This window comes from Paenibacillus sp. JT22N1 (assembly GCF_059692155.1).
This window is the reverse complement of sequence record NZ_JCAUAW010000001.1, coordinates 301,041-326,177: the sequence shown is the minus strand read 5'-3', so window position 1 is coordinate 326,177 and position 25,137 is coordinate 301,041. Positions and strand designations below refer to the sequence as shown.

Here is a 25,137-nt window from a genome sequence, read left to right as displayed (position 1 = left end):
ATGGTTATTTGTATTGACTTATGATATAGACACACTTGCTTGCACCCTTCGCTAAACACTCGGTTCGCTCCACGTTCGCATCAAGCAAATTCCGAAACAAGGCTAACTCACACTGACAAGCTTGTGCAAAAGTATTCGCCACCTGCGTAATCGGACAGTTATGTTCACTAAACATATACGCGTCCTCTCCAAGCTGTGACCACTCCACCATGTAGCCATTCTCGTTCTGAATAAGCGCTAACTCAGCCACCCGCTCTTCCAAGCTTTTCTCGCTCATACGCGATTGATACCGGGATTCAAGCTTAGCTTGCCTGCCTTCAAAAAGACGTTCGATCTTCTCCTGGCCTTCGCCTTCTAATAATTCATCTAGCAAATCGAGCGTCAACTGCATGTATTTCTTGGGAAACAATTCATCTGCTTGCGGAGCTAGCGTGTACACGTTAGACGGTCTTCCCATGGCTTGCCTAACCAGCTTCGTTTCGAGCAGATCATCCTTCTCCAAGGAATGGATATGACGCCTGACAGCCATTTCCGTAATTCCGAGCTGTTTGGAAATATCATGGACACTTAGCGGTCCCTGAGTTTTGAGCATAGAAAGAATCACTTTACGCGTGGATGTCTCAAGTGCATGATTCACTCTCTCACCTACCTCGGAACTGTCATTTAAGTCTCATTTTACAGCATTGTTAACAATAAGTAAATTAAGAAACAACTATGTATGTTATTCCAATTCACTCTTAATAAAAGCTCGAACACTACCTGCAAATTCTTCAAAAGCAGCTGGAAGTTTCGGGATTAACGGGTTTAATTCCTGACGGTTCCAGTCAACATAATCCTGGACAAGAGGCTTTCTGAGCTTCACGAGCTGAAGCAGCGTCTCTGTCAATGTTTCTGAATAGGCGCCTTCTCCATGTACAATTTCCACAATATCTTCATAGCTGCTAGCATCTCTTAGAATAAAAGCATCGATCAGCAAGCTCCCTATATCTGTCACTGTTTCGATCGCTAAATGCAGCACACGTTCCTGCGCAAGCTGCCATACAAGATCATTGGTACCTTTGGCCCACTGCTCTTCTAATTGCTTGCTAGCATCAGCTAAAGCGGCTAGAAACTGAATTCTTTGATTAATCTGTTCATGGTTAATAAAATACATGGGGCTATCTCCGTCCTCTTTTTCGCCATTTCGTCCAAATCATCATTGCAAAAAAAGTAATAATAACCAGAAATACTAACAATACAGCCTGCATGACGTATTCGTAACTCACGTTCATTCACCCTCTTGACTCTCACTTGGTTCATTCTACTCTCAGTTTATCGCGGGTGCGGGGGAGCGTCAAGCCGATCAAGATTCTCTTGGAAACCGTATTGTTCTCTCATTTCTTTCATGATAGAGTGAAAAAAGTGAAAAAAGGAGAGTCATAGACATGTTATCAAGGCCCAAGCTTACCGAAATCGACATCGTGCGCGCTATTGCGATCATCGCAGTTCTCGTCATTCATGGTACTTCAGGCGCGACTCAGCTACCGTTAGGAACAGGTTCTCATGCCGTATTTTTCATCCTCAACAAGGCCAGTTTATTCACGGTTCCACTCTTTATATGGATCAGTGGTGTCGTCTTATTTTATACGTATTACGACCGCTGGGATCCGGGAATGTCGCGGGTTTTCTGGACAAAACGATTGCGAAAAATTCTGATTCCCTATGTCCTTTGGTCACTTTTCTATTACTTATTCAATCAATTCATTTATCATGGCAACATTGCTTTTGATGTCGTATACCTAATCAAACTGCTTATATCGGGAAATGCCAGCTATCATCTCTATTATATGGTCATTATTGTTCAGTTCTATCTCTTATTCCCCCTGATGATGGCGGCAGCTAGACGGTCTCATCGGTTTCGTCAAGGTCTGATACCTACAGGTATCGGGATTCAAGCAGTTGCTTATTTCTTTCATCATTGGGTGTATCCTCTTCCAGAATACGCCTCACTGTTTCTAAGCTATTCTGCCCTATTTGCTTTCGGTGCTTTCATGGGGATTCATTATGCGGCGATTGTTGCATGGTCTATAAGGTATAAAAGTTGGATTTGGAGCATCATGGTTCTAGCAAGTGTCACTTTCGTGGGGATGCTATTGCTCCATGAATACGGGCTCGCATCTATCGAGAATTCATGGTTCGAACTAGCACTTCTCCTTTATTGTATGGCGATGCCGCTATGCTGCATCCAATGGGGTCGTAAGCTGTTGGAAAGCGGCTCACCGTTTGGCACCGCGTTATCCGCCTTAGGCGGAGCTTCTTTCGGTATCTACCTCGTGCATCCCGCGCTTCTGACGCTTTGGGATCGTATTGCGCCAGTTCAGGAGCAGCTCTGGCTGTACGATCTACACACAGTCGCGTCGATTCTCATCGGACTCTTTGGCTCTTGGCTGCTCGTGCGGCTGTATACGAGCGCACAAAGAAAAGGTTCCGCCAACTGAGCGGAACCTTCTTTCATTTAAAGCGGGCTAATAGCGCCCATCGCCGCTGCTGTCTGCGGCTGTAACGCGGCAAGCCGCGGTGAATGTCGAGCGCTTCGCGGTAAGCGCGCTTGGCGTCCTCCGCGCGGCCGAGCTGCTGGTACAGCTGGCCAAGACGGTAGTAAGCTTCAACCGACGAAGAATGCAAGTCACGGAAATGCTCGATGAATTGCGCCGCTCTCTTTGGGGATGATGGAGCCAAAGCTTCACCAAGTCGTAAATAAGCTTCACCAAATTTGACTCGTGGATTTAATTCTACCGCTTTGAGCATATAGCTTTCACCTTTGATGAGATCCCCAAGCTTAAGGTGGCAAAGGCCAATCTCATAGTGGACGTCTGCGGATTCTTCCATAATAGGCAGAGTTTGTTCCAAGTAGGGAAGCGCTTCGCTGAACTTTTTGCGCTCGATTAGAATCCTTGCCAGCTCCAATTTTGCTGACGTATTATGCGGATTAGCGTGCAGGTCACTTCGCAATCTAGATGCTCTGCGGCTTAATTGAAATGGTTTGAATATGTTTGGCGTTAACCCGACAAATCTTCTGTCCAGCACGTACAGAATAACTAATAAAATAAGAAGAGCAAGGAACGGATTGCCAACAAGGCGCCATAATAAACCGAATACAAGTATTTTAATAAGCACGATAAACCCTCCTTTCAACTTCCCTATTCTACCATAATATTCCTTGTTTGGTCATCTCTATTCAAAGAAAAAAGCACCCAGACTTAAGCCAAGTGCTTCTACTAGTTACTATATATTTGAAAGATGGATCACTCATTCGAGATTTTTTTGAAGCGGTGCTATAATGAAAAGAAAAAGGGAGTTTATCTATGAGCGATCCACGTAAAGAAATTTGGCACAAAAGAAAACAACTGGGAAGATCCAAGTATTTAATTCTGTTCGGCCTGCTCCCTTGGGGCATCGGACTCACGTTATTGTTTAGTGTCATCGAATTTCTTAGGCTTCAAGAGATCAATTGGGTCTGGGTACCGATTCGTCTACTCATCTTCGTCTTCATTGGTTTCTTCGTGGCTAACGCACGTTGGCACGCCATGGAAAGCCGCTACGAACCCTATTCTAGACGACCTTAAGGGTCGTTTATTTTTTTATTAATGTAAAAAGGTCTGATCTTCCACATCGTCAGTATGAAAAAGCGAAGCTGTGCGAGTACGTTGAAAATGCTCTTCCAGCTCTTTACGAATCGAACCAAACGACAAGATCTCTTCTATGAATGCCTCGCGCTTGCCCCACTCTTTATCAAGACCCTTGTTGTTGAACAATTCCTCAGAAACATCTTTAAACGCCTCATGTAAATTGTTATCATACCAGTCGATTTCATTCGATGCTTCCTTGCGATACACATGCCTCAAGTCAAAGTCGTTATCTTTCATGGCCGTGAATTCAGCTAGTAAAATCCCATTTATGCCATCGCCTTTAACTTCGACATCGGCGCACCTAACATCATTGCGTTCTGTGAAGCGAACAATGTTCGCCTGTTTAATTTTCCTCATGTCATACCCTCCTAATGTTACCTTTCATAAAGAAGAGTATTTCCAGTTTTATAGGATTTATCAAACGCTTGGAGTGAACCATATTTTCCGAAAATCGACCCAACCCAAATCGTTTATGCTCACTCCCTTGATCGAATCATGATACGTGGTTTGCTGAGAACGATGGAGCACGAACAGAAACGATTTCTCCTCCTGGAGCACTTCAATTAACTCGTTTAGCTTGCATATGCGCGCTTCTTGACTTGCATTTTGGAGAATTCGATCGATTTCTGCATCAACACAAGCCATTAGTTCGCTATTTAAATGGGCGCGGACGTAGCTATTGCTTTGCTTAAGCGTCTGAATAATATGAAGGTCATAATCGCTTTCCATACAAATGTGATAGAATATGAGATTCGCTTCTTGGATCGTGTCCAGCCCCATCATATCTGACTTACTCCGGGTTGTCAGTTCAATCCTAATTCCAACTTTGGAACACTGCTCACAGATCCAAAGCGCATCTTCGTTGTTGTTACTATAAATGTACATGTGAAGGGGCTCGCCATTATACCCCATTTCATCAAGAAGGCGCTTAGCCTCAACGAAATCAGTACGATAACTGGAGACAGCTCCTTTGCGATCCAACGTCGGTAAAAAACTGCTGGCAGGCGCTTCTCTGAAGCCTCCGAGCTCCTCAATCATTCGATCACGATCGATAATCAGGTCAATAGCTTTGCGGAAACGAGTATCCTGCTGAGGCCCTTTTTTATTCCGATTAAAAGTAAGCAGGCTGCAGCCGAGAATCGATTGCTCAATCTGATGCCATTCCGTATCTTTACCGACAGCACCAACAGGTTTACGGGAATTCGTATGGTCGCAAAGTACTTGCACCATATCCCAACTAGGGCCAACCTCAGATAAATCCTGCGGCAAAAGCCAGATTTCCACTTGATCCAGATGAGGCCTAACCCCAAAATAACCATCGAAAGCACGAAGTTTACAGATATAATCATCATTTCGTTCAAGCCTGAAAGGCCCTGTCCCAATGGGCATACGTCCGAAGATTCCCTCGTTATCCCGACAAATATCCTCCGGCAGGATAGCCATTGAGGAATGAGATAACTGCTGCAAAAAGAGCACATTCGGCTGCATCAACTCGATAGCAATCGCACTTCGATTCAGTACCGTCATATTCTCAATACTTTCGGTCATCCAACCTTGACACGCCGAAAGGCCAAGCTCCTTCAATCTCGAAAATGTGTAAAAAACATCATGCGCCGTCATCTCTCTGCCATGATGAAACAGCACGCCTTTTCGCAAATAGAACGTGTAATGTAAGCCATCTTCGCTAACTTCCCAATAATGTGCCAAATGGGGCTCAAAGATCGTTGTTTGCGGATTGTACACAATCAGGGTGTCAAAGATTTGATTAATGAGATGGCAGTCGAATGCATAAAAAGAGTGCGCCGGATCCAATGTCACCAGCCATTTGTAGACCGGAAACCGTAGTGTGTCCTTATAACGCTCCTCAAGTTCGACTGCACGATAACCAAAAAAACTGAACAACCAATCGATGAAAGAGTCCTGCAGCGCCTCTCCTCTACCCAATTGGTGTATCAGTTCAATTGTCCCTTTATAATCGCCTCGGCCCGCCAACTCCATCGCCTGCTTCGAAATCATATCCTCCGAGGAGACAAGAAACGTAATCTCGGAGACATTACCTCTTCCTCTTCCAGGCTTCCAGTATACCCAGCCTTGCTCCATCATTTTTTTAAGCAAAATCTTTACATTACGTGTTGTACAATACAATCTATCTGCCAATTCATCTAACGTTATAGGCTGTGGTTCATGTTCTACCCCATGTTCAAAACTAGCTCGAAGCTCTAAGAAATGGGTCAAAAGCTGCATACTCAACATCCTTTCCATAAAAGGGGAAATAGTTAAAGAGAATTATACTCTTTTTGTTCCCCTTATTCTAGATGTAAACTAGATCTAACAGGAAAAGAAAGGAAAGTGAACCGTATGCAACCTACAGATCTATACGTATCCGAGAAGCTGATGCAATGGCAGCAGCAGGATTTGGAAAGCGAAGCCCGCGAGCATTGGAAATGGAAATCGATTAAAAAAAGAAAAGTCTACATGCTTCTAACTAACTTATTCTTCTTCGTTTAATCCTAGTTCTTATCCAAAGAACCACTAGGACGAGGAGAACTGCTAGAAGTATCCCCAGGGCATCGACCGCAACATCAATCCCATGCCCCGTTCGACCCTTTACAAAAGTTTGATGCCATTCATCGGAAGCCGCATAAACTAACGAAATGATGGAGGAGGTGAGCAGTGCCATGATCACTTTTACAGGCTTCGCCAGCAGTGCTAAGGACCAGAGCAGGGCAAGGATAGCGAACTCGCTAACATGCCCTGCTTTTCTTATGAAGAACTCGATGACACCGATAGGATCTTGCCAGGAGATCTTTTGGTGGTCATAGGAGAACTCCCAATGTGGGAAGATGTTCATCAGTTGAACGCCCGCAAGCTTGGATTCCAACAGCGGCCGCAAGCTTTGCTGCTGATACGATTCTGCCGACTTCAAAAAAATAAATGCCATCCAAAGGACGGCAGCAGTCATGAAAAAATAATAATAAAATGATGAATATGATTTCGTCATCAGTGACTCATTCCCCTTAAGGATTCAATTTCTTACGAATGCTGAATAAAGCAAAAAATTCAATAACCATCAGATTTACTGCGGATACCCCATAGAAGGCCATCCCAAACATCATGCGGAACGGATCATCCGTCACTGACTTCCACCAAAACGCAGCAGCCAACGTCATAACAATATTCAAAGCTGTCGTTATCCAGAAAGAGAATCCCAATCGATTCGTTTTCCGCATTAACCACACACCGATAACAAACGGAATTACAAAAGCTGCACCTAAGAAAACCCAATACAACACCGCATTCGACACTCTTCGTCACTCCCACACGAACAACTAGTTTATTCTAATAGGGTAGCATGAATAACTTGCTAAAAACAACGTTTGGCGCTCTTTGCAACAGAAACGTCAAATGGCTATGCATGGAAGAAAAGCTATATGAAAATTTTCCGATACAAGGCTTGCTTGAGCTGAATAATTCATGTATAATACGAAAAGTCGACATTAATTGAGCAACATTGAGGGGCCTTAGCTCAGCTGGGAGAGCGCATCGCTGGCAGCGATGAGGTCAGGGGTTCGATCCCCCTAGGCTCCATACTAGAAAAAACGCGATCCTACGGGATCGCGTTTTTCTGTATGGAGTCGGGGGTGAGAACCCCGAAGGTTCGCCCGCGCGGACGGAGCGAATGAATCAACTTCAAAGAAATAGCTTCAAGTGCAGGAGCACGGCGTCTGAATCTACCGCTAAGCTCGTCTGCGTCGAGTTTTCTTCGTCAGCCAGTTAAATCCAGATTCATACATCCCCCTAGGCTCCATACTAAAGAAGCACTGCCACCATTAGGTTGCGGTGCTTCTTTATTTTATGGAGCTAGGGGTGAGAACCCCGAGAAGGTTCGCCCGCGCGGACGGAACGAATGAATCAACTTCAAAGAAATAGCTTCAAGTGCAGGAGCACGGCGTCTGAATCTACCGAAAAGCTCGTCTGCGTCGAGTTTTCTTCGTCAGTCATTTAAATCCAGATTCATACATCCCCCTAGGCTCCATACTAGAAAAAACGCGATGCTGCCAAATCCCTACTTCCACTGGATTAATCCAATGGAAGTAGCAGACAGACTGCGAAATACATAAAGTGGGATTTCATTTTCCGAATATGACTTTTGCGACAGCCACTTGTTCGAGGGGAAGTACGAAGTAGCATTCCCTCAATGTTTTCTACGCAAGTGTTTAGGAAATCAAGAATCACTATGCATATATTATTAATATATTAACGAGTTTACGCTGTTTTTCTTAGCGGGCTGTCGCCAAGCCGCCGGCATTGCAGTGCGTCAATACGCCCTTGCCGTCACGGAACAGCTCCAGCCCGTGCTCGCCGATATGTACTTGGCTAGATAGGAATCAATATTCGGAGGGATGCGGAATTGGGAAATTATCATACCTTAAAACAAGCGGAAGCGGTCGAGTATGCACGTGGCATCGAGGGAGTATTCCCGGCTGGCGCGCAGCTGAAGTCACGGGAGATCGGCGACGGTAATCTTAACCTTGTGTTTCAAATATCGGACCCTGCATCAGGGCAGGGCTTAATTCTGAAGCAGGCGTTGCCTTACGTCAAGGTGGTCGGCGAATCGGTTCCCTTGACGCTGGACAGAGTACGCATTGAAAGTGAAGCTTTGCGCATTCAAGGGGAGCTTTGTCCTGATCAGACGCCAAAGATATACGCGTACGAGCCGGATATGGCGTTGATAGTCATGGAGGATTTGAGCGATCACATCATCATGCGCCGCGGACTAATGGAGCGGGGCCGTTATCCGTTGTTCACCGGGCATATCGGATCATTCTTGGCGCGGACGTTGTTCTTCACCTCGGACCTGGCCATGGACCTACAAGAGAAGAAACAGCGGGTGAAAGCTTTCATCAATCCGGAGCTTTGCAATATCACCGAGGATCTCATCTTTGACGCTCCTTATAAGAAGTCCCGGATGAATATCTTCGAGCCTCATATCCGAGATGCTGTTGAGCGCATTTGGGCTGATACGGAGCTGCATCTCGAGGTCGCGCTGCTGCGGGATATATTTCTGACGAAAGCACAGGCCCTGCTGCATGGCGATTTGCATACAGATAATATCTTCATCAAGCTGGATTCGATGAAGGTCATTGATCCCGAATTTGCATTTTATGGTCCGATGGGCTTTGATATCGGGACGGTTATCGCCAATCTGCTGCTGAACTATTCAGGCCAAGAGGGCTGGAGCACGGATGCGCAGGAGCGCACCGATTACCGCCGCTACCTGCTGAATACCGTTCGCGACTTATGGACACAATTCGAGCTTCAGTTCCGCGAGCTTTGGAACGGGCATGCTGCCGACCGGATGGCGAAAACCCGAGGATATCAGGCTTTGTATGTAGCAAGACTACTGCAGGACACAATCGGCTTTGCCGGGGCGAAAATGGTGTGCCGCGTCCATGGTTTTATCCACGTCGCGGACATCGAGCATATTGAGGATGTCGCTGCCCGCGAACGGGCACAGCGGATCGCGCTGGAGATCGGTGTGGCACTGATCAAACGGAACCGCTCCGCCCGCTCAATTGAGGAAGTGCTGGATATCGCTTTAAAAGCTGTAAACTAAGGAGCTGAGTGGTACGCTGAAACGGCGATCATTATAGACAACATGATGTCACGAACGATCTGCCAGATATTGATAGGTCTCCCCTACTACGAAGGAATCTTCTAATGTCGCTTAAAGTTGTGCAAATGCTTCTGTGCGGCATCGAGCAGTGAAAACGAATGCTCCACATACGTAAGCAGTGCGCGCCCTTCCTCCGTCAGCTCCACACCTTTGGATAATCGGTGAAACAGCTGAAGCCCCAAAGCTTCTTCCATCTGCTTTATTGCATAACTGACCGACGGCTGCGTAATATGCAGTTGTTGCGCGGCTTTCGTTAAATTTCCGTTACGAGCGGTTTGCAAAAATTGCGGTACCATTCCAAGTTAAACATTTGGTATAGAACACATCTATGTGATGGTGGCCATATTGTGATTTCACTTATTTCATCATGTTAATTATAATTATTTTAGATAAGTCGATCAAATAGAGAGATGTCTAAAGGGGAACAAAAGTTAAGGAGGCTTTACAATATGGCGGGGAACACATTCGGCGAAATGTTCAAAATCACTACTTTTGGCGAGTCGCATGGAGCTGCTGTCGGTGTCATCGTGGATGGAGTGACACCTGGAGTTGAAATAAGCGAAGCGTATATTCAGATTCAGATGGATCGGAGAAAGCCCGGTCAATCCTCGGTGACTTCTCCGCGCAAGGAATATGACATTGTCCATATTTTATCGGGAGTATTTGAGGGGAAGACAACCGGCACACCGCTCTTTGTGATGCTGCATAATCATGACATGAGACCGGAGGCTTATAATGAGATCCAGCACTCTTTTCGGCCAGGACATGCGGACTTTACTTATCTTCAGAAGTACGGGATTCGTGACCATCGGGGGAGCGGTCGGGCATCCGGAAGAGAAACGGCAGGCAGAGTGGCCGGAGGCGCGGTGGCGCGCAAGCTGCTGGAGAGAAGAGGAGTACAAGTGCTGGCTTATACGAAAGAAATCGGGGGGATTGTTTGCCGGTCATTTGAAGAGCAAGCCATCGAACAGAATGCCGTCCGTGCCTGTGACCCGGCAGCAGCAACCGAAATGATCAAGAAGGTGGAGCATTTAGCGACGGTCGGCGACAGCTGCGGAGGCATCGTTGAATGCCGAATACGCGGTGTCATCCCTGGTCTTGGGGAGCCGGTATTCGATAAATTGGACGCGGAGCTGGCTAAGGCCATGCTGTCCATCGGCGCGGTGAAAGGTATAGAATTTGGCTCCGGTTTCTCCGCCGCCTCTATGCTTGGCAGCGAACATAACGACGAGATGAGCGCCGTTGGTTTTTTGACTAACCATTCGGGAGGGATAATCGGTGGGATAAGCACAGGGCAGGAAATCATATTCCGGGTTGTCGTAAAGCCGACGTCATCCATTTCTGTTCCACAGAAGACCATCAACATCAGAGGAGAAGATCAGCAGATTCGAACAGAAGGCCGGCATGATCCGTGCATTTGCCCGAGAATTGTGCCGGTCGTCGAGGCCATGGCATGTCTCGTTTTGGAGGATCAGTACAAACGACAAGCCGCCATGCTGGGTTGAATCTTATGTTTTGCCGGCCGGGAAACCGTATACTTGAACTATACTCACCTAACTAAAAGACGACTACTCATTCAAAATGAATAAGAGTCGTCTTTTTATTTTGTTCTGTCCGGTCAATCGATGAAACGATGGATTTCCTCCAACACCATGTGATGCTCCTGTGAAAATATACCGTGGCCCGCACGGGGAAATAGAATCAGCTTAGAGTCCGGAATACGTTGGTTCAGAATCTTGGCATGCTTCGGACTGAAGACCCAATCATCTTCACCGTGAATAATAAGCGTTGGTGCCGAAATTTGCCCGAGCCGATGGTACGAATCGAAACTCTTGCTGGCATGTTTATGAATCTCCATACTTCTAGGATTCGAAGGCGCGATCTGCATCCGTTCCACGAGTGAAGCGATCCTGGCCGGATTCTCTTGAATATAGGCTTTGGAGTAAAGCATATTTAGTGTGTCTTGCGGGGAAAAAACAGCGTTTTTGCGCATCAGCCATTTTAGCATCCGAAAAGAAGGCGGTACCCGTTTGACCCCGCAGGTCGTGGAGCATAAGACTAATTTCGCCACGCGACTGGGGAATTCAATTGCAAGCTCCTGTGCAATCATTCCACCCATTGATTGGCCTAAAATATGTGCCTTGTCGATATCGAGCGCGTCCATCAGCCCGACGACATCCTTGGCCATATCCGAGATACCGTACGCTTCCGTCGGAGCGTCGCTCCGGCCTGTACCTCGATGATCGAGCATGATCAAGCGGTTTCTTTCGCTTAACGCTGCCTTGATTGCCGGGTGCCACCAGTCCATGTTGCTGTCTTTTCCTGTGAGCCCGATCAAGGGAAATCCTTCCCCAATCGATTCATAACAAATGTTTACGCCGTTGACGAACGCTTTTTCCAAAATTACCCACTCTCCAGTTTCGTAATCTCTTGCCGCGAATGAACGATATCCAAGATCAATATATTCTACGGAAGGGAATAGAGTGAGGATGAAAGGGAAAGGCCCTAAGCCGATTAACGGCTAGAGCCTTTCTCTGTAGAACTCCTGTTTTAGTCCTCTTCCTTAGATAGTTGTGTCCACGTGGATTCCTCGGTCACTTTCGATTTCTGATCCTGTGGTTCGATTCCCTTCACGCGCTCCAGTCCCGTCGTCATTAATTCTTGGCCAGCCGCGATAGCACCGCTCTTCAAGGCATTGGCGATCGTTCCTAAATTTAAATCGGACGGTTGATTTACATCGCGCGTCACATTCGAAAGTTCTTTACCGACGTTGGTAGCGCCGCTTTTCAAAGCAACTTCGGCGAAATATAGAATCTCTTTCCTTACTCCTCTGAAGATCCCTTTCATTAAATCTGACATGTTCCTCACCTCCTTTCCGATCCTACGATTTCCTCGGGTAAGGGGATGATCCTTGCTCTAGTGTCGTTTATTCTTCTTGCGACGTTTACGGCGAGCTTCTTTTTTCATCTCCTTTTCCTTCCTGGGATCCTTAGGGAGAGCTAGTTTATTCATCTCATTTTCCGCCAATTTGAGAAGTACATTGCCGGTGGCGCGAGCAGTTTTTCCTATCAAGATCGATGTGAGGCTGTCGTTGGCTTGGATGAGTTCAATCGCAGGTTTGCCTTCCAAGGATTGCAGCTTTTGCTTGAGAAGCTGCCTGAATTCCGGATCCTGTGTTTGTTGCTCCAGCTTTGACCAGCATCTGGCCGCGTCCTCGTTCCGACCGATTCTGCGATACGCCTCACCAAGCTCGTAAGTTAGTTTCGTGTAGTCAACGCCCATGGCCCCGAGATGGCCCTCTTGAAGTAACTCCTGATCGATCAAGAAGGAATAATCTTCAATTACCGTCCGCGTACGTTGGAAATACTTCTCTGGCAGCCTGTATGCGGACCTGCCGCGAAGATATCGGACCCTGCTGTCTTGTGGAGTGGCTGCTACCGCTTTGTCGAGAAGCCTTAAGCCGTTTTTCGCCAATTTCAACCTTTCGAGCGGGTTCGTTTTATCCCGAGCGATTAAAAGCATGATGCTGCCATGGTAAGCTTCCGCTGGAGGGTGGTCCGGATAATCGAGTCGCAGCCGTTCTAACAGCTGATTCGCTTCCTGTACGGCAGTTACATTACCTTTCGCGCCCTCCTTATACAGCGATTTAACCTTGTCGAGTCTCTCATCGAGTGTCAAGGGTCATCCCCCTTTCTTTTCTTATGATTTTTTCTTCCGTTCCAATTGAACGAGACGCTGCAAGACTGCCTCTGCTTTGTCAGGTTTTCCTGCATTTTGGTAGGCTGCACCTAGGTTTCGCAGTACTTCGCGTACTTGCTTTTGAGTAAGGTAGCTGGAATTCTCTTTATAGCGATCAAGCAGGAAGGTGAAGTCCTCGATCGCCGTTTCCGAGCAATGGAAAAAGGACTCCGGCAGCCTCAGACAAATGTTCCCACGTAACAACCGAATTTCTTTATGGTTTGAGTCTAAAGAAACGGCCCGATTCAATGCGTCTAATCCCTCTTCCGCCTTATCCGCTCTTTCCAGAATTTTAACGGCATCCCGGCCTAATAGAACGAGAGTACTGCCGTAATAGGCTTCAATTTGCGCATCATCAGGCTCGGCCTCACGAAGCTTTAAGAGCATCTCGTTTGCTTGTATCACCGCTTTTTTGTCTCCGTCCACCCCTTTATTATGGAGTGTTTTGGCTTCCTCAAATTGTTTCATATGGACGCTTTGATCTGGCATTCCTATCGACCTCCAATGATAAATCCGGCAGAATGTCGAAAATCTGGTATACCTGTTGCGTTGGAATCGACACAAAACGGGAAATTCTAAGTTCGGGATTGTGGATTCCGACGTCTAGGCAGCATTTTAGAAGCCGTCTATTGAGATATTGGAAATCTTGGTCCTTCTCCAACCCGTAAAGCAACACAGATAAATCCCCTCCTTGCATTTCCACTTTACTTGTTACGATATGTGTGATCCCCATACAACGGTTGGATGAAATACTCAGTTTATTGAAAATGTACGTTTGTCCGAATCAAGTCTTTACCATCGTGCATTCCATAACAGTAATTACGGAGGAGGACAGAAATTTGTCGGAAAGAAAAATAACGTGGCATCCGAACACATAGTCGTCTGTAACGATTTTCTCGCTGAAACAGGTTTTAGGCACATGGTTATTGTAGTAAGTTTGTTCACACTTTACCATAAAAGAACAGGCCATTAACTCAGTGCTGATTTCCAATCGGTAGGGCGATTACAAAGCCGAGGGATACTATTGAAAAGCGCTGCCAAGGAGGGTTTTTATGAAATTGCAATCCCATAAGATGACGGTTTCAATTGATGAGCATTCATCTCATCTGGAACCATTCAAGGATTTTTTTAAGCAATTGGATGATGAAGGAATAACCATTGAAAAGCTGCCTCGGCAAAGAATTGAAGACTATCAGTTGAAAGCTATTAACGCTACGCTTGCTCATGTCTGGAACACGAATGAATATTACCGTTCGAAGCTGGAAGAAGCGGGCTTCACGGAACCGAAAATCGAAAGCCTGGAGCAATTAGCTTCAGTACCGCTGCTCAAGAAAGACGTTATACGAGGAGATAAGCAGAAGATCTTGTGCGTCGATCCGAAAGAAATCGGTCAGGTTCACCTTACAAGCGGAACTTCGGGGAAGCCGATTTATACCTCTTACACGTTAGCTGATCAGTATGTATACGATTTGCTGCCCAAATATTTGGAAATTTTCAAGGAGTCGGACGTTGATGTTTCGGCTATCGCGCTGCCATATGAGTTTGCGCTGCCCGGTCTTGGTTTTCAGCGTTTGTACCAGTTTGCGTTTGGAACGGCGGTGCTGTCGCTTGGCAAAGGCGGATATATGGCTCCCGTCGATAAGTCATTGGAATTGATGAAGGAATACCAAGCCACGGTTCTCGCTACCACTCCTTCCTATGCAGCGCTTTTGGCGGAAGAAAGCGAGCGGTTCGGTATAAAAATAGGTGAAGATATACGACTTAAGAAAATTGTGCTTACCGGTGAAGGGTGCTCCTCTACCTTCCGCGAACGGCTGGAGAAATGGTGGGGCTGCGAAGTGTCATTCTTCTACGGCTCGACCGAGTGCGGGGGTGTAGGTGTTGAATGCAGTAAACACAAAGGGTATCACGTGATGGAAGGACATGTGAAGGTAGAAATTATTGATCCGGCTTCAGAGAAGCCGCTTCCGTACGGTCAAACCGGAGAGATCATCGTGACGACGCTGCTGCGCGAAGGAATGCCGATGGTGCGTTACCGATCCGGGGATATCGGCTATTTGCAAAAGTCCAGATGCACTTGCGGAATCAACATGGACGTTTTGCATCTGAGAGGCAGAATGGAGAGTATGCTGCGATTGAATGGTGAGGACTATTCTCCGTTCTTACTGGAACACTTCCTTATGGAAATTCCTGATGTGGGCATGTGGTATCACTTCAAGCTAAATCAGGGAGTTCTTAAGATCGAAGCCGAGCCGTTTCGGACGAAATTAAGCGACGAGCTATTGGCGGCGAAAATCCGAAAGCATATGGCTGACCGGATCGGGATTGACTGCGAAGTCGAAATCAGACATGACATCCCTCGTACTTTCGGCAAAGCTACCCGAATCTTCAATTAGAAAAAACCTCAGAAACAGGAGAGGAGGTGCTGCGTTATGACTAACAATGACCGGGAGTGGGAGCGAAAGTTCAAGGATTTATTGGCACATCTTATAAAATCGCCTTTGTACAAGGAAAAATTATCGGAATATAACCTGAATGGCATTGGATTGGACCGCATCCAAACACTGCCGCTCACAACAAAAGAAGATCTCCGGAAAGCTGGCGCTTTCGGTCACCTTGCAGTCGAAATGAAAGAGGTTGCGCAATACCACGAATCAACCGGCACAACCGGAGAGCCTTCCTCCTCCTGGTTCACCCAAGAGGACTTGGGGACTGGTGGAAGACAGCTGAAGGAATGCGGGGTTCGGTTTACAGCCGACGATCTAGTGTTGATCCGCTTTCCGTACGCGATGGCACTCCCCGCGTTCTTAATGCAGCAAGCGGCATGGCAGTCAGGAGCTGGGATTGTTCCCGCAAGCGGACGCACCGCAGTTACGCCATACCCAAGAGTGCTGCAGCTAATGGAGCGTCTTAATGTCACCGTAGCCGCTGGGCTCCCGCGAGAGTTTGAGCTCCTCGCCGAAACAGCGCGTCTAATCGGTTTGACTCCGAGCAAGAATTTTTCGGCTTTACGGGCCATTTGCGTTGCCGGAGAACTAATGAGCGACAAGCGCAGGGAGCATATAGAGAAGCTGTGGGGCGTGCCTGTATTTAATATGTATGGCTCGACGGAAACCGCTAATATCGCTACGATGTGCGAATACGGCGCGCTGCATATCGTGGAACAGGATTTTATCGTAGAAGTGCTGCATGAAGACGGTTCAGGCACCATTTCTCAAGGGGAGAGAGGGTTTGCGGCGATTACAACGCTTTCCCATCAAGGATCTCCTCTGCTGCGATACTTTAATGAAGACATCATCACTGTCGAACATTCCTTGTGTGCTTGCGGCCGAACGGGGGGCAAGCTGGTGCATTACGGTAGGAGTAAGGATCGAATCCGTTTTGGTGATACCCTCCTGGACGCGGTAGACCTCCAAGAAGCCGTATATTCGTTGTCTCCTGCTCCGGATGCCTGGAAGGCAATTGGGCAAGAGAACGGGCTGCACTTTCTTCTTGATTCGCATGATTCCGGGAAGTGGTCGGAGGAGGCTGTCTGTTCTCATTTATTCGGGAAGCTGCATGTGCCTGTCACCGTAGAGATCGTCGCGGACTCCAGGTTGCTTGACCGTGTCGAGCTTGTGAAAAACGTCCCGTCGATAAAGCCGGTATATATTCAAAAATTCAGTTGAAGTAACCATGTATGAGCGCGAGAGTTATTGGCTGATACGCAAAAGAGGATATAGGAGTAAACCGGCCAGGAAAAGGTTCCCGTCATTGACCGAAAAGAAAGGAGTATTCGAATGAGTGAAAAATTGCAACAATTACAATCTCAACTGAATGGGAATAACCGACAATTGCTTCATCTGCTGAATGAACAGGCGCGTACGGCCGATGAAATTATCCGGACAAAGGAAAAACAAGGGATATCGGAAGAGGATCCGATTGGTATCCAGCAAATGGTGAATGAGCTTACTAGTCATAACCTGGGACCCATCGATAACGACACAGTCATGTACTTATTTACGGAGATTTTCCGTTCATACCCGAAAATGAACAAAAATACTAAAAATGAACGAAAGCTCCTTGTGAGCCGCCACCACAAGAGCGAGGATACGATTATTCGGGTCAAGCATGCCGAATTTGGAGGCACCTCGCACGTAACGATCGCGGGTCCCTGCTCAATCGAATCGAGAGACCAGCTCCTGACGGTTGCGACCGCGTTGAAGAATGCCGGTGTTACCGTCTTGCGCGGGGGTGCGTTCAAGCCGAGAACCTCTCCATACGACTTTCAAGGGCTCGGTGTGGAAGGTTGGGAAATCATGAAGGAAGTTGCTGATGAACTGGGTATGGTGACCATCAGCGAAATCATGAGTCCTTCACAAATCGATACGGCAGCCCGTTATGTCGATATCTTTCAGATCGGCGCCCGCAACATGCAGAACTTCGATCTGCTGAAAGCCGTCGGCCAATCCGGCCTGCCTGTTCTTCTGAAGCGAGGCCTTTCCGCCACACTAGAGGAGTTCATTCTTGCGGCAGAATATATCCTGTATAACGGGAATAACCAGGTCATGTTGATCGAGCGTGGAATACGTACTTTTGAAAAATGGACGAGAAACACGCTCGATATTTCTGCAATTCCTCTATTGAAACAGGAGACTCATCTTCCGGTGTTCGTGGATGTGAGTCATTCCACCGGCCGAAAGGATATTCTACTGCCTTGCGCGAAGGCGGCACTTGCTGCGGGTGCCGACGGGATCATGGTCGAGGTGCACCCGAATCCGCAGGCTGCACTTTCTGACGCGAAGCAGCAGATCAATATTGACGAGTTTAATACGTTCTGGAAGGGACTCCGCGATTCCGGCTTTTTCTAAAGTTAAGAAGCAGCACGAGTAGACATTCACTAACGGAGGAGAGTGTATGACAGATATTAACTCTTTCGACATGGATTCGCATGATGCGGGAAGGGCATTTGATTTATTACATGGGTTGATATTTGAATTTTTGCTTGTGACGGACGGGCGGACAACAGATATACTCGAAACTCTGCTGAACGAAAAAATGCTAGTTGATGTCATTCGCCAAGAGCAAATTCTTGAAGAACATGCAGATCTTTTTGGCGAGTCCTCCGGTGCTCCGTATTATATCAGAGAATCTCTCTTGATAAGCGAAAAGAGCGGCTTTCTGGTATCTCACAATCTTGCGCTGGTTTGCTCGAAGCATGTGCCGCATTCTTTGTTTGAGAAGATAGCGCACCGACAGGAAGGGATTGGAAAATCAATCAGCGCTATGAGTTTGCAAACGTTCAGAAAAGTGCTTGACTCCGGGGCGATAAATGAGGAAGAAGTGATCGATTTGTTCCATAAGCCGCTCCAACTTCGTTTTCCGGAGCTGCGCGATAAAGTGCCTTATAAAAAATATTCGATTTATTTCGGAACTGCACCGGGAATTCAGATGCTTGAATATTTTAATCCGAATATCATCAGACAACGTTTGAACCAATCTATTGGAGGGATGAATCATGAGTGACAAAGAAACGAAAGAGCAGAAGCAAGCAATAAAGGAATTAAAGAAAGCGGAAAAAGCAAAAGCAAAAGAACTGAAGCACCTCGAGAAAAAAGCGCAGAAAGGAAAAATAGAAGTACAGGGTAACAAACCGGAAGAAGCGTAGTAGAAAAGACTGACTCACAAGGGAAGTGCTGTCCCTAAGAGCCAGCCTTATTTACCATACCCCTTCGTTGAATACGCTCCGAAAGGAGCTTTTCTTCGGGCACGTTTTTTTTTCGCTTTTTTTATATATTCAACGAAATCCATTCCTGACTTACATCATTACTCATTTAGGTGGAACGACCAGGCTATCGGTAAGCAATGGTGTCGCGAAGTATGTGGATTGTACAATCCTCGGGAGAAGAAGCGGCAGCTTCATGGAGAAGCTTAAGTCCGCACCTCTCCTACTTTCGCCGTTCCATCGGGTCGCGCATCGTCCTTGCCCCATTTTGAGTTCAGTATATGTATAGATATTTTATGGGTACTCGCACATTGTTCAGATGAATTCCGCTTCAGTCCATTGATAGAGAGGTCGTACTGCTCGTGGGATTGTCCAGGACCGGTGCGTTGTTGTTGAACTTATACTAGGAGGAGTAACTATGGATCATCGTCAAAATAAACTTGAGTCTGACCACAGACAATTAGATTCTTCGGAGCTTCCGAACTCCAATGAAGACAATACTACTATCGAAGAAAATAAATCGGTGGAGATGTCGGAGGCAGCTCCGGAAGCTGACCCGGAGTGGAGGCAGTTCGTCCAGCAAGAACTCGAGAGCATGCGGAACCCGGAAAAAGCTGAGCGGGATCCCACGCCCAAAGAGGCGTCGTTGCCTATTTCGTTAGATCAAGCCTTACCTCACATCATAGAAAAGATACCCTTTGAACGTTTAATCGATTCAACGATCCGGTTTCTCATTAAGAAGCCACAACAAAAGATAAAGTCGAAAAAGCGCCGAAAAAAGTAATATCAAATGGGGTTTAGTGGTAGTGAAAATAAAGCACATGGCCATCATGTCATGTGCTTTTATTTATTCTTGGAGCATTGGGGAGAGAACCCCGAAGATTCCCCTATTTAAATCCAGATTCATGCATCCCCTCTTGATTCCACACTAGTAAAAACGCGGTCCTTCCTTTTGCGTCACCTCCCTATTAATGCATCTAGTGCCTTCCATACTTGAATTGTCTTGCATCCAGGGAACTTAACCTCAGGCTGCTTAGTAGCCAAAAGAAAGCCCAAATCGACAAAGTCAAGCATCCAATTATTGTATTTTTACATAGGTTGGTGTATCAAAAATTTGGAGGAGATTAAACAATGAGTTACAACCAAAGTCATTATGTTAATCCTCATCATCCTCATCATCCTCATCATCCTCATCATCCTCATCACCCGCACCATCCACATCATCCATATCACCCATATCATCCTTATATGCATCATCATCCAGTAATCATTTATCCTGTTCCATATCCACATCATCCACACCACTATCCAATGCCTTATCATGGTATGTATGGTGGTCACTGGCAAGGTAGTCAAGGTCATAGTGGACAGTGGACCGGCCAACAAGGTGGATGGCAAGGCGGGCACAGAGGAGAACAAACTCAGAAATAAATTCGTAACAGAGTCGGGCGAATTTCTCGTGCGGCTCTGTCCTACTTCCATTTAGGTGGTTTATCATTGGACTGCTATGAGCATAATTGTTCCATGATAAGAAAAATTGGGCTTGGTATTGGAGTTTCATTACCTTAACCTTCACTCTATTAATTTCATACGGTTACTATCTATGGTTTTTCAAAAAATAAAGAAAATGTATGGTCATCCATAGATATAAAAAAAATCCTATTCACCTCTAACCAATTGTGTTAGATTGATTTTATAACCAGTTGGAGGTATATCCATTTGAATCCTGTCACCGAGAATTTCGTTAAGAAACATCAAAAATATTTGTCCGATAACCCCAACGAACTAAAGAATTTCGGCTCGATCTATGAACACATGCTTTTCTACTTAACCAGTGTTCTGGGAATTGATGAGCAGCAAGCTTTGCAATGTATCGTTGATCTCAAAGCGGATATGTCTTGTGATCTTCTTCCTTACATAGTTAAAAGCGAAATAATTTGAAAGCGGTTTAATCACCGATTCAATTGGATCCTAGATGCGTGCTTCCTACAACTAATTAGATAATCCGTAACCTCTAAGGTTGCGGATTTTTGTTGTGATATCAATGAAAGATATTCCTATAATAAATTTCCACATATGCATCATAAATAAATCCATAGCCGCTTGTTTATGCAAAAGATAGTATGGAATCTGTAAACGTATTCATATCGATTCAGAATTCATAACTTAGGGAGTGAAAAAAGGATGAATAGGAAGTATTCGCTCAAGCATGTGGCTGTATCGTTTTTATGCGGATCATTGTTCTTCTCGGGGATTGGCTTTGCGGCTTCAACATCGACAGACATTAGCTTGAAAAAGTTAAGATTATTCGTTGACGGGGTAAATAAAAGCGCTCCAAATGGATCGTACAATAATCAGGGTGACAAGGTACCGGAGTCGTTGATATATCAGAATACGACCTATGTTCCCGTCCGCATGGTCGTGGAACTATTCGGTAAGACCGTTGAATGGGACTCCGCTTGCAGAGCAATCATTATCGGAAGTAAACCGGGCGATGAAGCGAAGAAAGCTGCTTGCAAAAGCACAGAGTCACTTGATGCTTCTAAGCTGCTTACTCTAGATGCTGCCACCTTGAACGAGGCAAAGAGCAAATATTTGGCAGGAGATCCGCTTATCACGCAAAGCGTCAATCAATTGAAGCAAGATGCAGATGCAGCAATGCTAAAAGGTCCCTATTCGGTCATGGACAAGAGCAAAATAGCTCCAAGCGGCGATAAGCACGATTATATTTCAATCGGTGTGTATTGGTGGCCGAATCCCGATACACCCAATGGTTTACCCTATATACAAAAAGACGGTCAGCAAAATCCTGAAGTCAATACAAACGCCTTCGACCGTACGAATTTCGGTACGACAAGCTCGGGTATTCGCACACTGTCGTTAGCCTATTTCTATACCGAGAACGAGGCTTATGCCGAGTATGCGGCCAAATTACTAAGAGTTTGGTATCTGGACCCTGCGACAAGAATGAATCCAAGCTTAAATTACGGCCAAGCGGTTCCAGGCGTTAATGATGGCAGAGCAGCGGGCATTATTGAAACGTTAAATATTTTGAACACGCTGGATCCTGCGACGATCTTAAATGGCACGAAGTATTTGCCCGATCAAGACTTGGTTAAATTTAAGCAATGGATCAGCGATTATATGAAGTGGTTGATGGAAAGTCCGATCGGCATTGATGAAAAGAATGCCAAAAACAATCATGGCAATTGGTATGACGCACAAGTCGCCGCCTACGCCTTATTCAGCGGACATCCCGATATTGCCAAGAAAGTAATCGAAGACAACAAGAAGCGGATTGCTTCGCAAATCGAGCCTGACGGACGCATGCCGCTTGAAATTGCCAGAACTCGTTCATTGCACTATTCGACTTACAATATGGAAGCCATCACCATTGTCGCCCGGTTAGGAAGTAAAGTTGGGGTCGATCTGTGGAATTACAAGACGGAAGACGGGCGCAGTATCCTTAAAGCTTTGGAGTTTCTGAACCCATACATCAGCAAGCAGAAAGAATGGGAATTTGAACAAATCAAAGCCGAAAGTCTATCTTCGGCACTCCCCACAATGGCTACTGCTACGAAAGCGTACGGCAAACCGGAATTCCGGGCTACTGCCGAAAAATTGTTAAAAGAAAAAGACGCGACAGCTCGGGAGAACTTGTTGTACGCGGTTCCGAAAGCGGCCAACTAAGGAAGATGCACGATTTCCATTTTTTATGCTACTATTAACGATAAGAGTTCAGAAATAATCAATTTATAGGAGAAATGACAATGACCAAAGAATTTTGGCTCAATCTGCCGGTGAAGGACCTCCATAAGTCAAAAGAGTTTTTCACCAAGCTTGGATTTTCTTTTCATCCGCGACATCACAATAGTGAGGATGCCGCTGGCTTACTAATCGGAGATAGCAATGTTATCGTAATGCTCTTTCCGGAGTCCACTTTCAAAAGTTTTACGAAAAATGATATTTCAGATACGAAGCAAGGCACCGAAGTATTGCTTTCCATTGATGCCGAGAGCAAAGAAGAAGTTGATGAAATGTTAAATAAAGCGGTACAGGCTGGCGGCACTATTTACGGTGAGCCTCATGATCAGGGCTGGATGTACGGAGCCGGTTTCATTGATTTGGATGGTCATCGGTGGAATGTGCTGTATATAGATATGAGTAAGATGCCGAAGGAGTAAGAAGGCAAAAAAAGAAGAACACTGTAGCCATCATGGTTACAGTGTTCTTCTTTTTATAGAGCTTCAATAAGAGAGCAATTTCCCTGTCTGGTTCATCCCATCATTCCTTGACAGCACCGATGGAGATCCCTTTTACAAAGAAACGTTGTAGGAAAACGTAGACCATCAATACTGGCAGTGCACCGATAAATATCTGAGATGCCCGAATCGTTCGTTGAGATTGATTGGCAACTGCCGACAGATCAATCTTCGACATATCCGCTTGAACAATGATGGTTTGCATGAAACTTGCAAGCGGGAGATGTTCAGCATCTTTCATATAGATTAAGCCGTCAAAATAAGCATTCCAATGTCCCACCATCGTAAACAATGCAATTGTCGCTATGGCCGGTAATGAGATCGGCAAGTAAATCATGAAGAAGGTTCGGAAATGACCGGCTCCGTCAATAAAGGCAGCTTCCTCAAGATCTTTAGGAACGTTACGGAAGAAATTAAGAAGTAGAATGAGGTTATAGACCGTTACCATACCTGGCAGGATAAGCGCCCACATCGTATTCATTAAACCAAGCTTATAGATAAGGATATAGTTTGGAATCAGGCCCCCGTTGAACAGCATGGTTATGACTAAATACCAGAGATACCCAGTGCGAGCGCGAAAGACGCGAGCATCTTTGGAGAGCGCGTAAGCTGCAATTGCGTTAATGAACATCCCAAGCGCTGTTCCAAGGATAGTCCGTTTGATGGATACCCCAAGTGATGTAAGAAACTGGTCATTATTAAACGTTTTTTCATAGGCTTCAAGTGTAAAACCGATCGGCCAAAACGTAACCAACCCGGCGTTGGCAGGGGCATTTGAGCTAAAAGACACCATCAGTAAGTGGTACAACGGCAGTAGGCAAAGAATAGAGATTATGATCAACAGCACATTGTTAAAAACGGAAAATATGCGATAAGATAACGTTTTGTGGTACATATGTTGTCCTCCTTAGAGTTTTCGTAAGAAAACTGGCTTCGTAAGCGTTACTTAGTTTTCGTCAGAAAACTGGACTCGTAAGCGTTACTTAGTTTTCGTAAGCATTCGCTTAGAAAATTCGATACCCAGCGAATCTATAAGCAAGACGGTAGGATATGATGATTAAAATTAAGCTGATCAATGATTTGAATAGACCAACTGCCGTTGCGAAGCTGAATTGCCCGCTTAGAAGACCTTCCCGGTACACAAACGTGTCGATAATATCCCCCTGCTGATAGATCAAAGGGCTATACAGGTTAAACACTTGGTCGAAGTTCGCATTCAGTACATTGCCCAGAGCCAAAGTTGCAACTACGATTGCGATCGGTATAAGGGATGGTATGGTGATATGCATCGCTTGCTTGAAGCGGCTTGCTCCGTCAACTTCTGCTGCTTCGTACAGCGCTGGATTAATGGCAGTAAGCGCGGCTAGGAAAAAAATCATATTAAACCCAAATTCTTTCCAGACATCACTGAAAATAATGGTAAATCGGAACCAACTACCGTCGCCTAGAAAGAAAATTGGCTTAATGCCGAACACACTGGAAAGGAACTGATTGACAAGCCCAGTCTGGGCGAGCATATCAATCAGAATTCCTGCGAGTGTGACCCATGAAAGAAAGTGAGGAAAGTAGACAAGTGTTTGGATGGACCTTTTGAGTCCCATGTTTCTTACCTCATTCAATAACAAAGCGAAAATAAATGGAATGATTAAGTTCAGCACGATCTTGGTACAAGCAAAGAACAGCGTATTCCACGTAATTTTCAAAAAATAATCATTCTCAAACATATAACGAAAATGCTTCAAGCCAACCCACGGGGAGCCGGTTATTCCCAATCCTGATTTATAATCCTGAAACGCCATAACGATCCCTGACATTGGAAGATAAGAAAAAATGAAAACCAATATGACAGCCGGCAGCACCATGAGATGAAGCATCCATGGTTGCTTGTAGCTGCTTTTCCTTTTCACGCCTTCGGTGGCCTTGTGGGTCACTTGATGTACTGTATTTACGTCCATAGCTCTCTACCCCGTTCCATAAAAACTCATTTGTATATTTTGAGAAACCCTGATATATATAGTATCAACAAATGCTACCCATAAACTATATGACAATGTTAGGATGGATAGGGTTTTGTTAGGGATATCTTCT

General features: G+C 45.8%; 28 protein-coding genes, 1 tRNA gene and 1 pseudogene. 16 read left to right on the top strand and 14 right to left on the bottom strand.

Translation table 11 applies throughout. The features are described from left to right. Window positions 1–4 precede the first annotated feature (4 nt). Together AC58UU_RS01470 and AC58UU_RS01465 are read right to left on the bottom strand one after the other, a co-directional pair. Window positions 5–637, bottom strand: a complete 633-nt coding sequence (locus tag AC58UU_RS01470) for a helix-turn-helix transcriptional regulator (protein ID WP_497312328.1) — start codon at window positions 635–637, stop codon at window positions 5–7. A gap of 84 nt (window positions 638–721) precedes the next feature. Further along, the gene (locus tag AC58UU_RS01465; protein ID WP_497312326.1) at window positions 722–1,153 is read right to left on the bottom strand and encodes a DUF86 domain-containing protein; all 432 of its coding nucleotides are present in this window, start codon (window positions 1,151–1,153) and stop codon (window positions 722–724) included. 271 nt (window positions 1,154–1,424) lie between these two features. Between AC58UU_RS01465 and AC58UU_RS01460 the strand changes: the two genes are divergently transcribed. Continuing rightward, window positions 1,425–2,477 carry an acyltransferase gene (locus tag AC58UU_RS01460; RefSeq protein ID WP_497312324.1) on the top strand — a complete coding sequence of 351 codons (1,053 nt, stop codon included), beginning with the start codon at window positions 1,425–1,427 and terminating at the stop codon, window positions 2,475–2,477. Between the two features lie 13 nt (window positions 2,478–2,490). Here the strand turns inward: AC58UU_RS01460 and AC58UU_RS01455 are convergent, their stop codons facing one another. Then, on the bottom strand, window positions 2,491–3,156 hold the full coding sequence (locus tag AC58UU_RS01455; protein WP_497312322.1) for a tetratricopeptide repeat protein: 666 nt from the start codon (window positions 3,154–3,156) through the stop codon (window positions 2,491–2,493). Between the two features lie 188 nt (window positions 3,157–3,344). Between AC58UU_RS01455 and AC58UU_RS01450 the strand changes: the two genes are divergently transcribed. Next, window positions 3,345–3,605 (top strand): hypothetical protein, encoded by a 261-nt coding sequence (locus AC58UU_RS01450; RefSeq protein WP_497312320.1) that lies wholly within the window; start codon window positions 3,345–3,347, stop codon window positions 3,603–3,605. A gap of 18 nt (window positions 3,606–3,623) precedes the next feature. Here AC58UU_RS01450 and AC58UU_RS01445 read toward each other — a convergent pair whose 3' ends face one another. Together AC58UU_RS01445 and AC58UU_RS01440 are read right to left on the bottom strand one after the other, a co-directional pair. Then, window positions 3,624–4,025: a hypothetical protein gene (locus AC58UU_RS01445; RefSeq protein ID WP_497312318.1), complete on the bottom strand. Its 402-nt coding sequence runs from the start codon at window positions 4,023–4,025 to the stop codon at window positions 3,624–3,626. Window positions 4,026–4,085: 60 nt separating this feature from the next. Next, the gene (locus AC58UU_RS01440) at window positions 4,086–5,912 is read right to left on the bottom strand and encodes an SgrR family transcriptional regulator (protein ID WP_497312316.1); all 1,827 of its coding nucleotides are present in this window, start codon (window positions 5,910–5,912) and stop codon (window positions 4,086–4,088) included. 114 nt (window positions 5,913–6,026) lie between these two features. On the opposite strand from AC58UU_RS01440, the gene AC58UU_RS01435 reads away from it, so the two are divergent. Next, a complete protein-coding gene (locus AC58UU_RS01435) occupies window positions 6,027–6,176 on the top strand; it encodes a hypothetical protein (RefSeq protein WP_156396556.1) in 150 nt (49 codons plus the stop codon). Here AC58UU_RS01435 and AC58UU_RS01430 read toward each other — a convergent pair. After that, a complete protein-coding gene (locus AC58UU_RS01430) occupies window positions 6,154–6,669 on the bottom strand; it encodes a VanZ family protein (protein WP_497312313.1) in 516 nt (171 codons plus the stop codon). The two genes, AC58UU_RS01435 and AC58UU_RS01430, sit on opposite strands and share 23 nt — an antisense overlap. A 16-nt stretch (window positions 6,670–6,685) precedes the next feature. Beyond that, the gene (locus AC58UU_RS01425) at window positions 6,686–6,973 is read right to left on the bottom strand and encodes a hypothetical protein (RefSeq protein ID WP_171690102.1); all 288 of its coding nucleotides are present in this window, start codon (window positions 6,971–6,973) and stop codon (window positions 6,686–6,688) included. A gap of 210 nt (window positions 6,974–7,183) precedes the next feature. Between AC58UU_RS01425 and AC58UU_RS01420 the strand changes: the two genes are divergently transcribed. Then, window positions 7,184–7,256, top strand: a tRNA-Ala gene (locus AC58UU_RS01420). An 823-nt stretch (window positions 7,257–8,079) separates the two neighbouring features. Next, the gene (gene mtnK, locus AC58UU_RS01415) at window positions 8,080–9,285 is read left to right on the top strand and encodes an S-methyl-5-thioribose kinase (RefSeq protein ID WP_497312311.1); all 1,206 of its coding nucleotides are present in this window, start codon (window positions 8,080–8,082) and stop codon (window positions 9,283–9,285) included. A gap of 107 nt (window positions 9,286–9,392) precedes the next feature. On the opposite strand, the pseudogene AC58UU_RS01410 reads toward mtnK, so the two are convergent. Continuing rightward, window positions 9,393–9,655 (bottom strand): annotated as a pseudogene (locus AC58UU_RS01410) (LysR family transcriptional regulator); the annotation flags it as partial. Window positions 9,656–9,794: 139 nt separating this feature from the next. On the opposite strand from AC58UU_RS01410, the gene aroC reads away from it, so the two are divergent. Further along, window positions 9,795–10,850 (top strand): chorismate synthase, encoded by a 1,056-nt coding sequence (gene aroC / locus AC58UU_RS01405; protein ID WP_497312309.1) that lies wholly within the window; start codon window positions 9,795–9,797, stop codon window positions 10,848–10,850. A gap of 113 nt (window positions 10,851–10,963) precedes the next feature. On the opposite strand, the gene AC58UU_RS01400 is transcribed toward aroC, so the two are convergent. The 4 genes from AC58UU_RS01400 to AC58UU_RS01385 form a co-directional block, all read right to left on the bottom strand. Then, window positions 10,964–11,746 carry an alpha/beta fold hydrolase gene (locus AC58UU_RS01400; protein ID WP_497312307.1) on the bottom strand — a complete coding sequence of 261 codons (783 nt, stop codon included), beginning with the start codon at window positions 11,744–11,746 and terminating at the stop codon, window positions 10,964–10,966. 149 nt (window positions 11,747–11,895) lie between these two features. Then, window positions 11,896–12,204, bottom strand: coding sequence for a hypothetical protein (locus tag AC58UU_RS01395; RefSeq protein WP_497312305.1), 309 nt, complete (start codon window positions 12,202–12,204; stop codon window positions 11,896–11,898). 57 nt (window positions 12,205–12,261) lie between these two features. Beyond that, window positions 12,262–13,023, bottom strand: coding sequence for a hypothetical protein (locus AC58UU_RS01390; protein ID WP_497312303.1), 762 nt, complete (start codon window positions 13,021–13,023; stop codon window positions 12,262–12,264). 21 nt (window positions 13,024–13,044) lie between these two features. After that, window positions 13,045–13,572 (bottom strand): hypothetical protein, encoded by a 528-nt coding sequence (locus tag AC58UU_RS01385; RefSeq protein WP_497312301.1) that lies wholly within the window; start codon window positions 13,570–13,572, stop codon window positions 13,045–13,047. 563 nt (window positions 13,573–14,135) lie between these two features. Between AC58UU_RS01385 and AC58UU_RS01380 the strand changes: the two genes are divergently transcribed. The 10 genes from AC58UU_RS01380 to AC58UU_RS01335 all read left to right on the top strand — a co-directional run bounded on the left by AC58UU_RS01380 (window position 14,136) and on the right by AC58UU_RS01335 (window position 22,971). After that, the gene (locus AC58UU_RS01380; RefSeq protein WP_497312299.1) at window positions 14,136–15,479 is read left to right on the top strand and encodes a phenylacetate--CoA ligase family protein; all 1,344 of its coding nucleotides are present in this window, start codon (window positions 14,136–14,138) and stop codon (window positions 15,477–15,479) included. 36 nt (window positions 15,480–15,515) lie between these two features. After that, the gene (locus AC58UU_RS01375; protein WP_497312297.1) at window positions 15,516–16,751 is read left to right on the top strand and encodes a phenylacetate--CoA ligase family protein; all 1,236 of its coding nucleotides are present in this window, start codon (window positions 15,516–15,518) and stop codon (window positions 16,749–16,751) included. Between the two features lie 111 nt (window positions 16,752–16,862). Beyond that, complete coding sequence (locus AC58UU_RS01370; RefSeq protein ID WP_497312295.1) at window positions 16,863–17,933, top strand: bifunctional 3-deoxy-7-phosphoheptulonate synthase/chorismate mutase; 1,071 nt, start codon at window positions 16,863–16,865, stop codon at window positions 17,931–17,933. Window positions 17,934–17,979: 46 nt separating this feature from the next. Next, window positions 17,980–18,588: a 4-hydroxybenzoate synthetase gene (locus AC58UU_RS01365; RefSeq protein ID WP_497312293.1), complete on the top strand. Its 609-nt coding sequence runs from the start codon at window positions 17,980–17,982 to the stop codon at window positions 18,586–18,588. Beyond that, window positions 18,581–18,730 (top strand): hypothetical protein, encoded by a 150-nt coding sequence (locus AC58UU_RS01360; protein WP_497312291.1) that lies wholly within the window; start codon window positions 18,581–18,583, stop codon window positions 18,728–18,730. Before AC58UU_RS01365 ends, AC58UU_RS01360 begins: the two co-directional genes overlap by 8 nt. Window positions 18,731–19,205: 475 nt before the next feature. Continuing rightward, window positions 19,206–19,571 (top strand): hypothetical protein, encoded by a 366-nt coding sequence (locus tag AC58UU_RS01355; RefSeq protein ID WP_497312289.1) that lies wholly within the window; start codon window positions 19,206–19,208, stop codon window positions 19,569–19,571. A 347-nt stretch (window positions 19,572–19,918) separates the two neighbouring features. After that, window positions 19,919–20,218, top strand: coding sequence for a hypothetical protein (locus tag AC58UU_RS01350; RefSeq protein ID WP_497312287.1), 300 nt, complete (start codon window positions 19,919–19,921; stop codon window positions 20,216–20,218). Between the two features lie 288 nt (window positions 20,219–20,506). Beyond that, window positions 20,507–20,728, top strand: coding sequence for a hypothetical protein (locus AC58UU_RS01345; RefSeq protein ID WP_497312285.1), 222 nt, complete (start codon window positions 20,507–20,509; stop codon window positions 20,726–20,728). Between the two features lie 243 nt (window positions 20,729–20,971). Further along, window positions 20,972–22,477 carry an alginate lyase family protein gene (locus AC58UU_RS01340; RefSeq protein WP_497312283.1) on the top strand — a complete coding sequence of 502 codons (1,506 nt, stop codon included), beginning with the start codon at window positions 20,972–20,974 and terminating at the stop codon, window positions 22,475–22,477. Between the two features lie 80 nt (window positions 22,478–22,557). Further along, window positions 22,558–22,971: a VOC family protein gene (locus tag AC58UU_RS01335; protein WP_497312281.1), complete on the top strand. Its 414-nt coding sequence runs from the start codon at window positions 22,558–22,560 to the stop codon at window positions 22,969–22,971. A 100-nt stretch (window positions 22,972–23,071) separates the two neighbouring features. Here the strand turns inward: AC58UU_RS01335 and AC58UU_RS01330 are convergent, their stop codons facing one another. Then, the gene (locus AC58UU_RS01330; RefSeq protein WP_497312279.1) at window positions 23,072–23,944 is read right to left on the bottom strand and encodes a carbohydrate ABC transporter permease; all 873 of its coding nucleotides are present in this window, start codon (window positions 23,942–23,944) and stop codon (window positions 23,072–23,074) included. A 109-nt stretch (window positions 23,945–24,053) separates the two neighbouring features. Continuing rightward, window positions 24,054–25,004: an ABC transporter permease gene (locus AC58UU_RS01325; RefSeq protein WP_497312277.1), complete on the bottom strand. Its 951-nt coding sequence runs from the start codon at window positions 25,002–25,004 to the stop codon at window positions 24,054–24,056. Between the last annotated feature and the right edge of the window lie 133 nt (window positions 25,005–25,137).

What these genes read in the sequence shown, in the direction of transcription:
- AC58UU_RS01450 (WP_497312320.1), top strand. Translation starts at nt 3,345, where the DNA reads ATGAGCGATCCACGTAAAGAAATTTGGCACAAAAGAAAACAACTGGGA.
- AC58UU_RS01385 (WP_497312301.1), bottom strand. Translation starts at nt 13,572, where the DNA reads ATGCCAGATCAAAGCGTCCATATGAAACAATTTGAGGAAGCCAAAACA.
- AC58UU_RS01445 (WP_497312318.1), bottom strand. Translation starts at nt 4,025, where the DNA reads ATGAGGAAAATTAAACAGGCGAACATTGTTCGCTTCACAGAACGCAAT.
- AC58UU_RS01325 (WP_497312277.1), bottom strand. Translation starts at nt 25,004, where the DNA reads ATGGACGTAAATACAGTACATCAAGTGACCCACAAGGCCACCGAAGGC.
- AC58UU_RS01395 (WP_497312305.1), bottom strand. Translation starts at nt 12,204, where the DNA reads ATGTCAGATTTAATGAAAGGGATCTTCAGAGGAGTAAGGAAAGAGATT.
- AC58UU_RS01365 (WP_497312293.1), top strand. Translation starts at nt 17,980, where the DNA reads ATGACAGATATTAACTCTTTCGACATGGATTCGCATGATGCGGGAAGG.
- aroC (WP_497312309.1), top strand. Translation starts at nt 9,795, where the DNA reads ATGGCGGGGAACACATTCGGCGAAATGTTCAAAATCACTACTTTTGGC.
- AC58UU_RS01380 (WP_497312299.1), top strand. Translation starts at nt 14,136, where the DNA reads ATGAAATTGCAATCCCATAAGATGACGGTTTCAATTGATGAGCATTCA.
- AC58UU_RS01460 (WP_497312324.1), top strand. Translation starts at nt 1,425, where the DNA reads ATGTTATCAAGGCCCAAGCTTACCGAAATCGACATCGTGCGCGCTATT.
- AC58UU_RS01465 (WP_497312326.1), bottom strand. Translation starts at nt 1,153, where the DNA reads ATGTATTTTATTAACCATGAACAGATTAATCAAAGAATTCAGTTTCTA.
- AC58UU_RS01440 (WP_497312316.1), bottom strand. Translation starts at nt 5,912, where the DNA reads ATGCAGCTTTTGACCCATTTCTTAGAGCTTCGAGCTAGTTTTGAACAT.
- AC58UU_RS01435 (WP_156396556.1), top strand. Translation starts at nt 6,027, where the DNA reads ATGCAACCTACAGATCTATACGTATCCGAGAAGCTGATGCAATGGCAG.
- AC58UU_RS01335 (WP_497312281.1), top strand. Translation starts at nt 22,558, where the DNA reads ATGACCAAAGAATTTTGGCTCAATCTGCCGGTGAAGGACCTCCATAAG.
- AC58UU_RS01350 (WP_497312287.1), top strand. Translation starts at nt 19,919, where the DNA reads ATGAGTTACAACCAAAGTCATTATGTTAATCCTCATCATCCTCATCAT.
- AC58UU_RS01360 (WP_497312291.1), top strand. Translation starts at nt 18,581, where the DNA reads ATGAGTGACAAAGAAACGAAAGAGCAGAAGCAAGCAATAAAGGAATTA.
- AC58UU_RS01375 (WP_497312297.1), top strand. Translation starts at nt 15,516, where the DNA reads ATGACTAACAATGACCGGGAGTGGGAGCGAAAGTTCAAGGATTTATTG.
- AC58UU_RS01430 (WP_497312313.1), bottom strand. Translation starts at nt 6,669, where the DNA reads ATGACGAAATCATATTCATCATTTTATTATTATTTTTTCATGACTGCT.
- AC58UU_RS01340 (WP_497312283.1), top strand. Translation starts at nt 20,972, where the DNA reads ATGAATAGGAAGTATTCGCTCAAGCATGTGGCTGTATCGTTTTTATGC.
- AC58UU_RS01370 (WP_497312295.1), top strand. Translation starts at nt 16,863, where the DNA reads ATGAGTGAAAAATTGCAACAATTACAATCTCAACTGAATGGGAATAAC.
- AC58UU_RS01355 (WP_497312289.1), top strand. Translation starts at nt 19,206, where the DNA reads ATGGATCATCGTCAAAATAAACTTGAGTCTGACCACAGACAATTAGAT.
- AC58UU_RS01330 (WP_497312279.1), bottom strand. Translation starts at nt 23,944, where the DNA reads ATGTACCACAAAACGTTATCTTATCGCATATTTTCCGTTTTTAACAAT.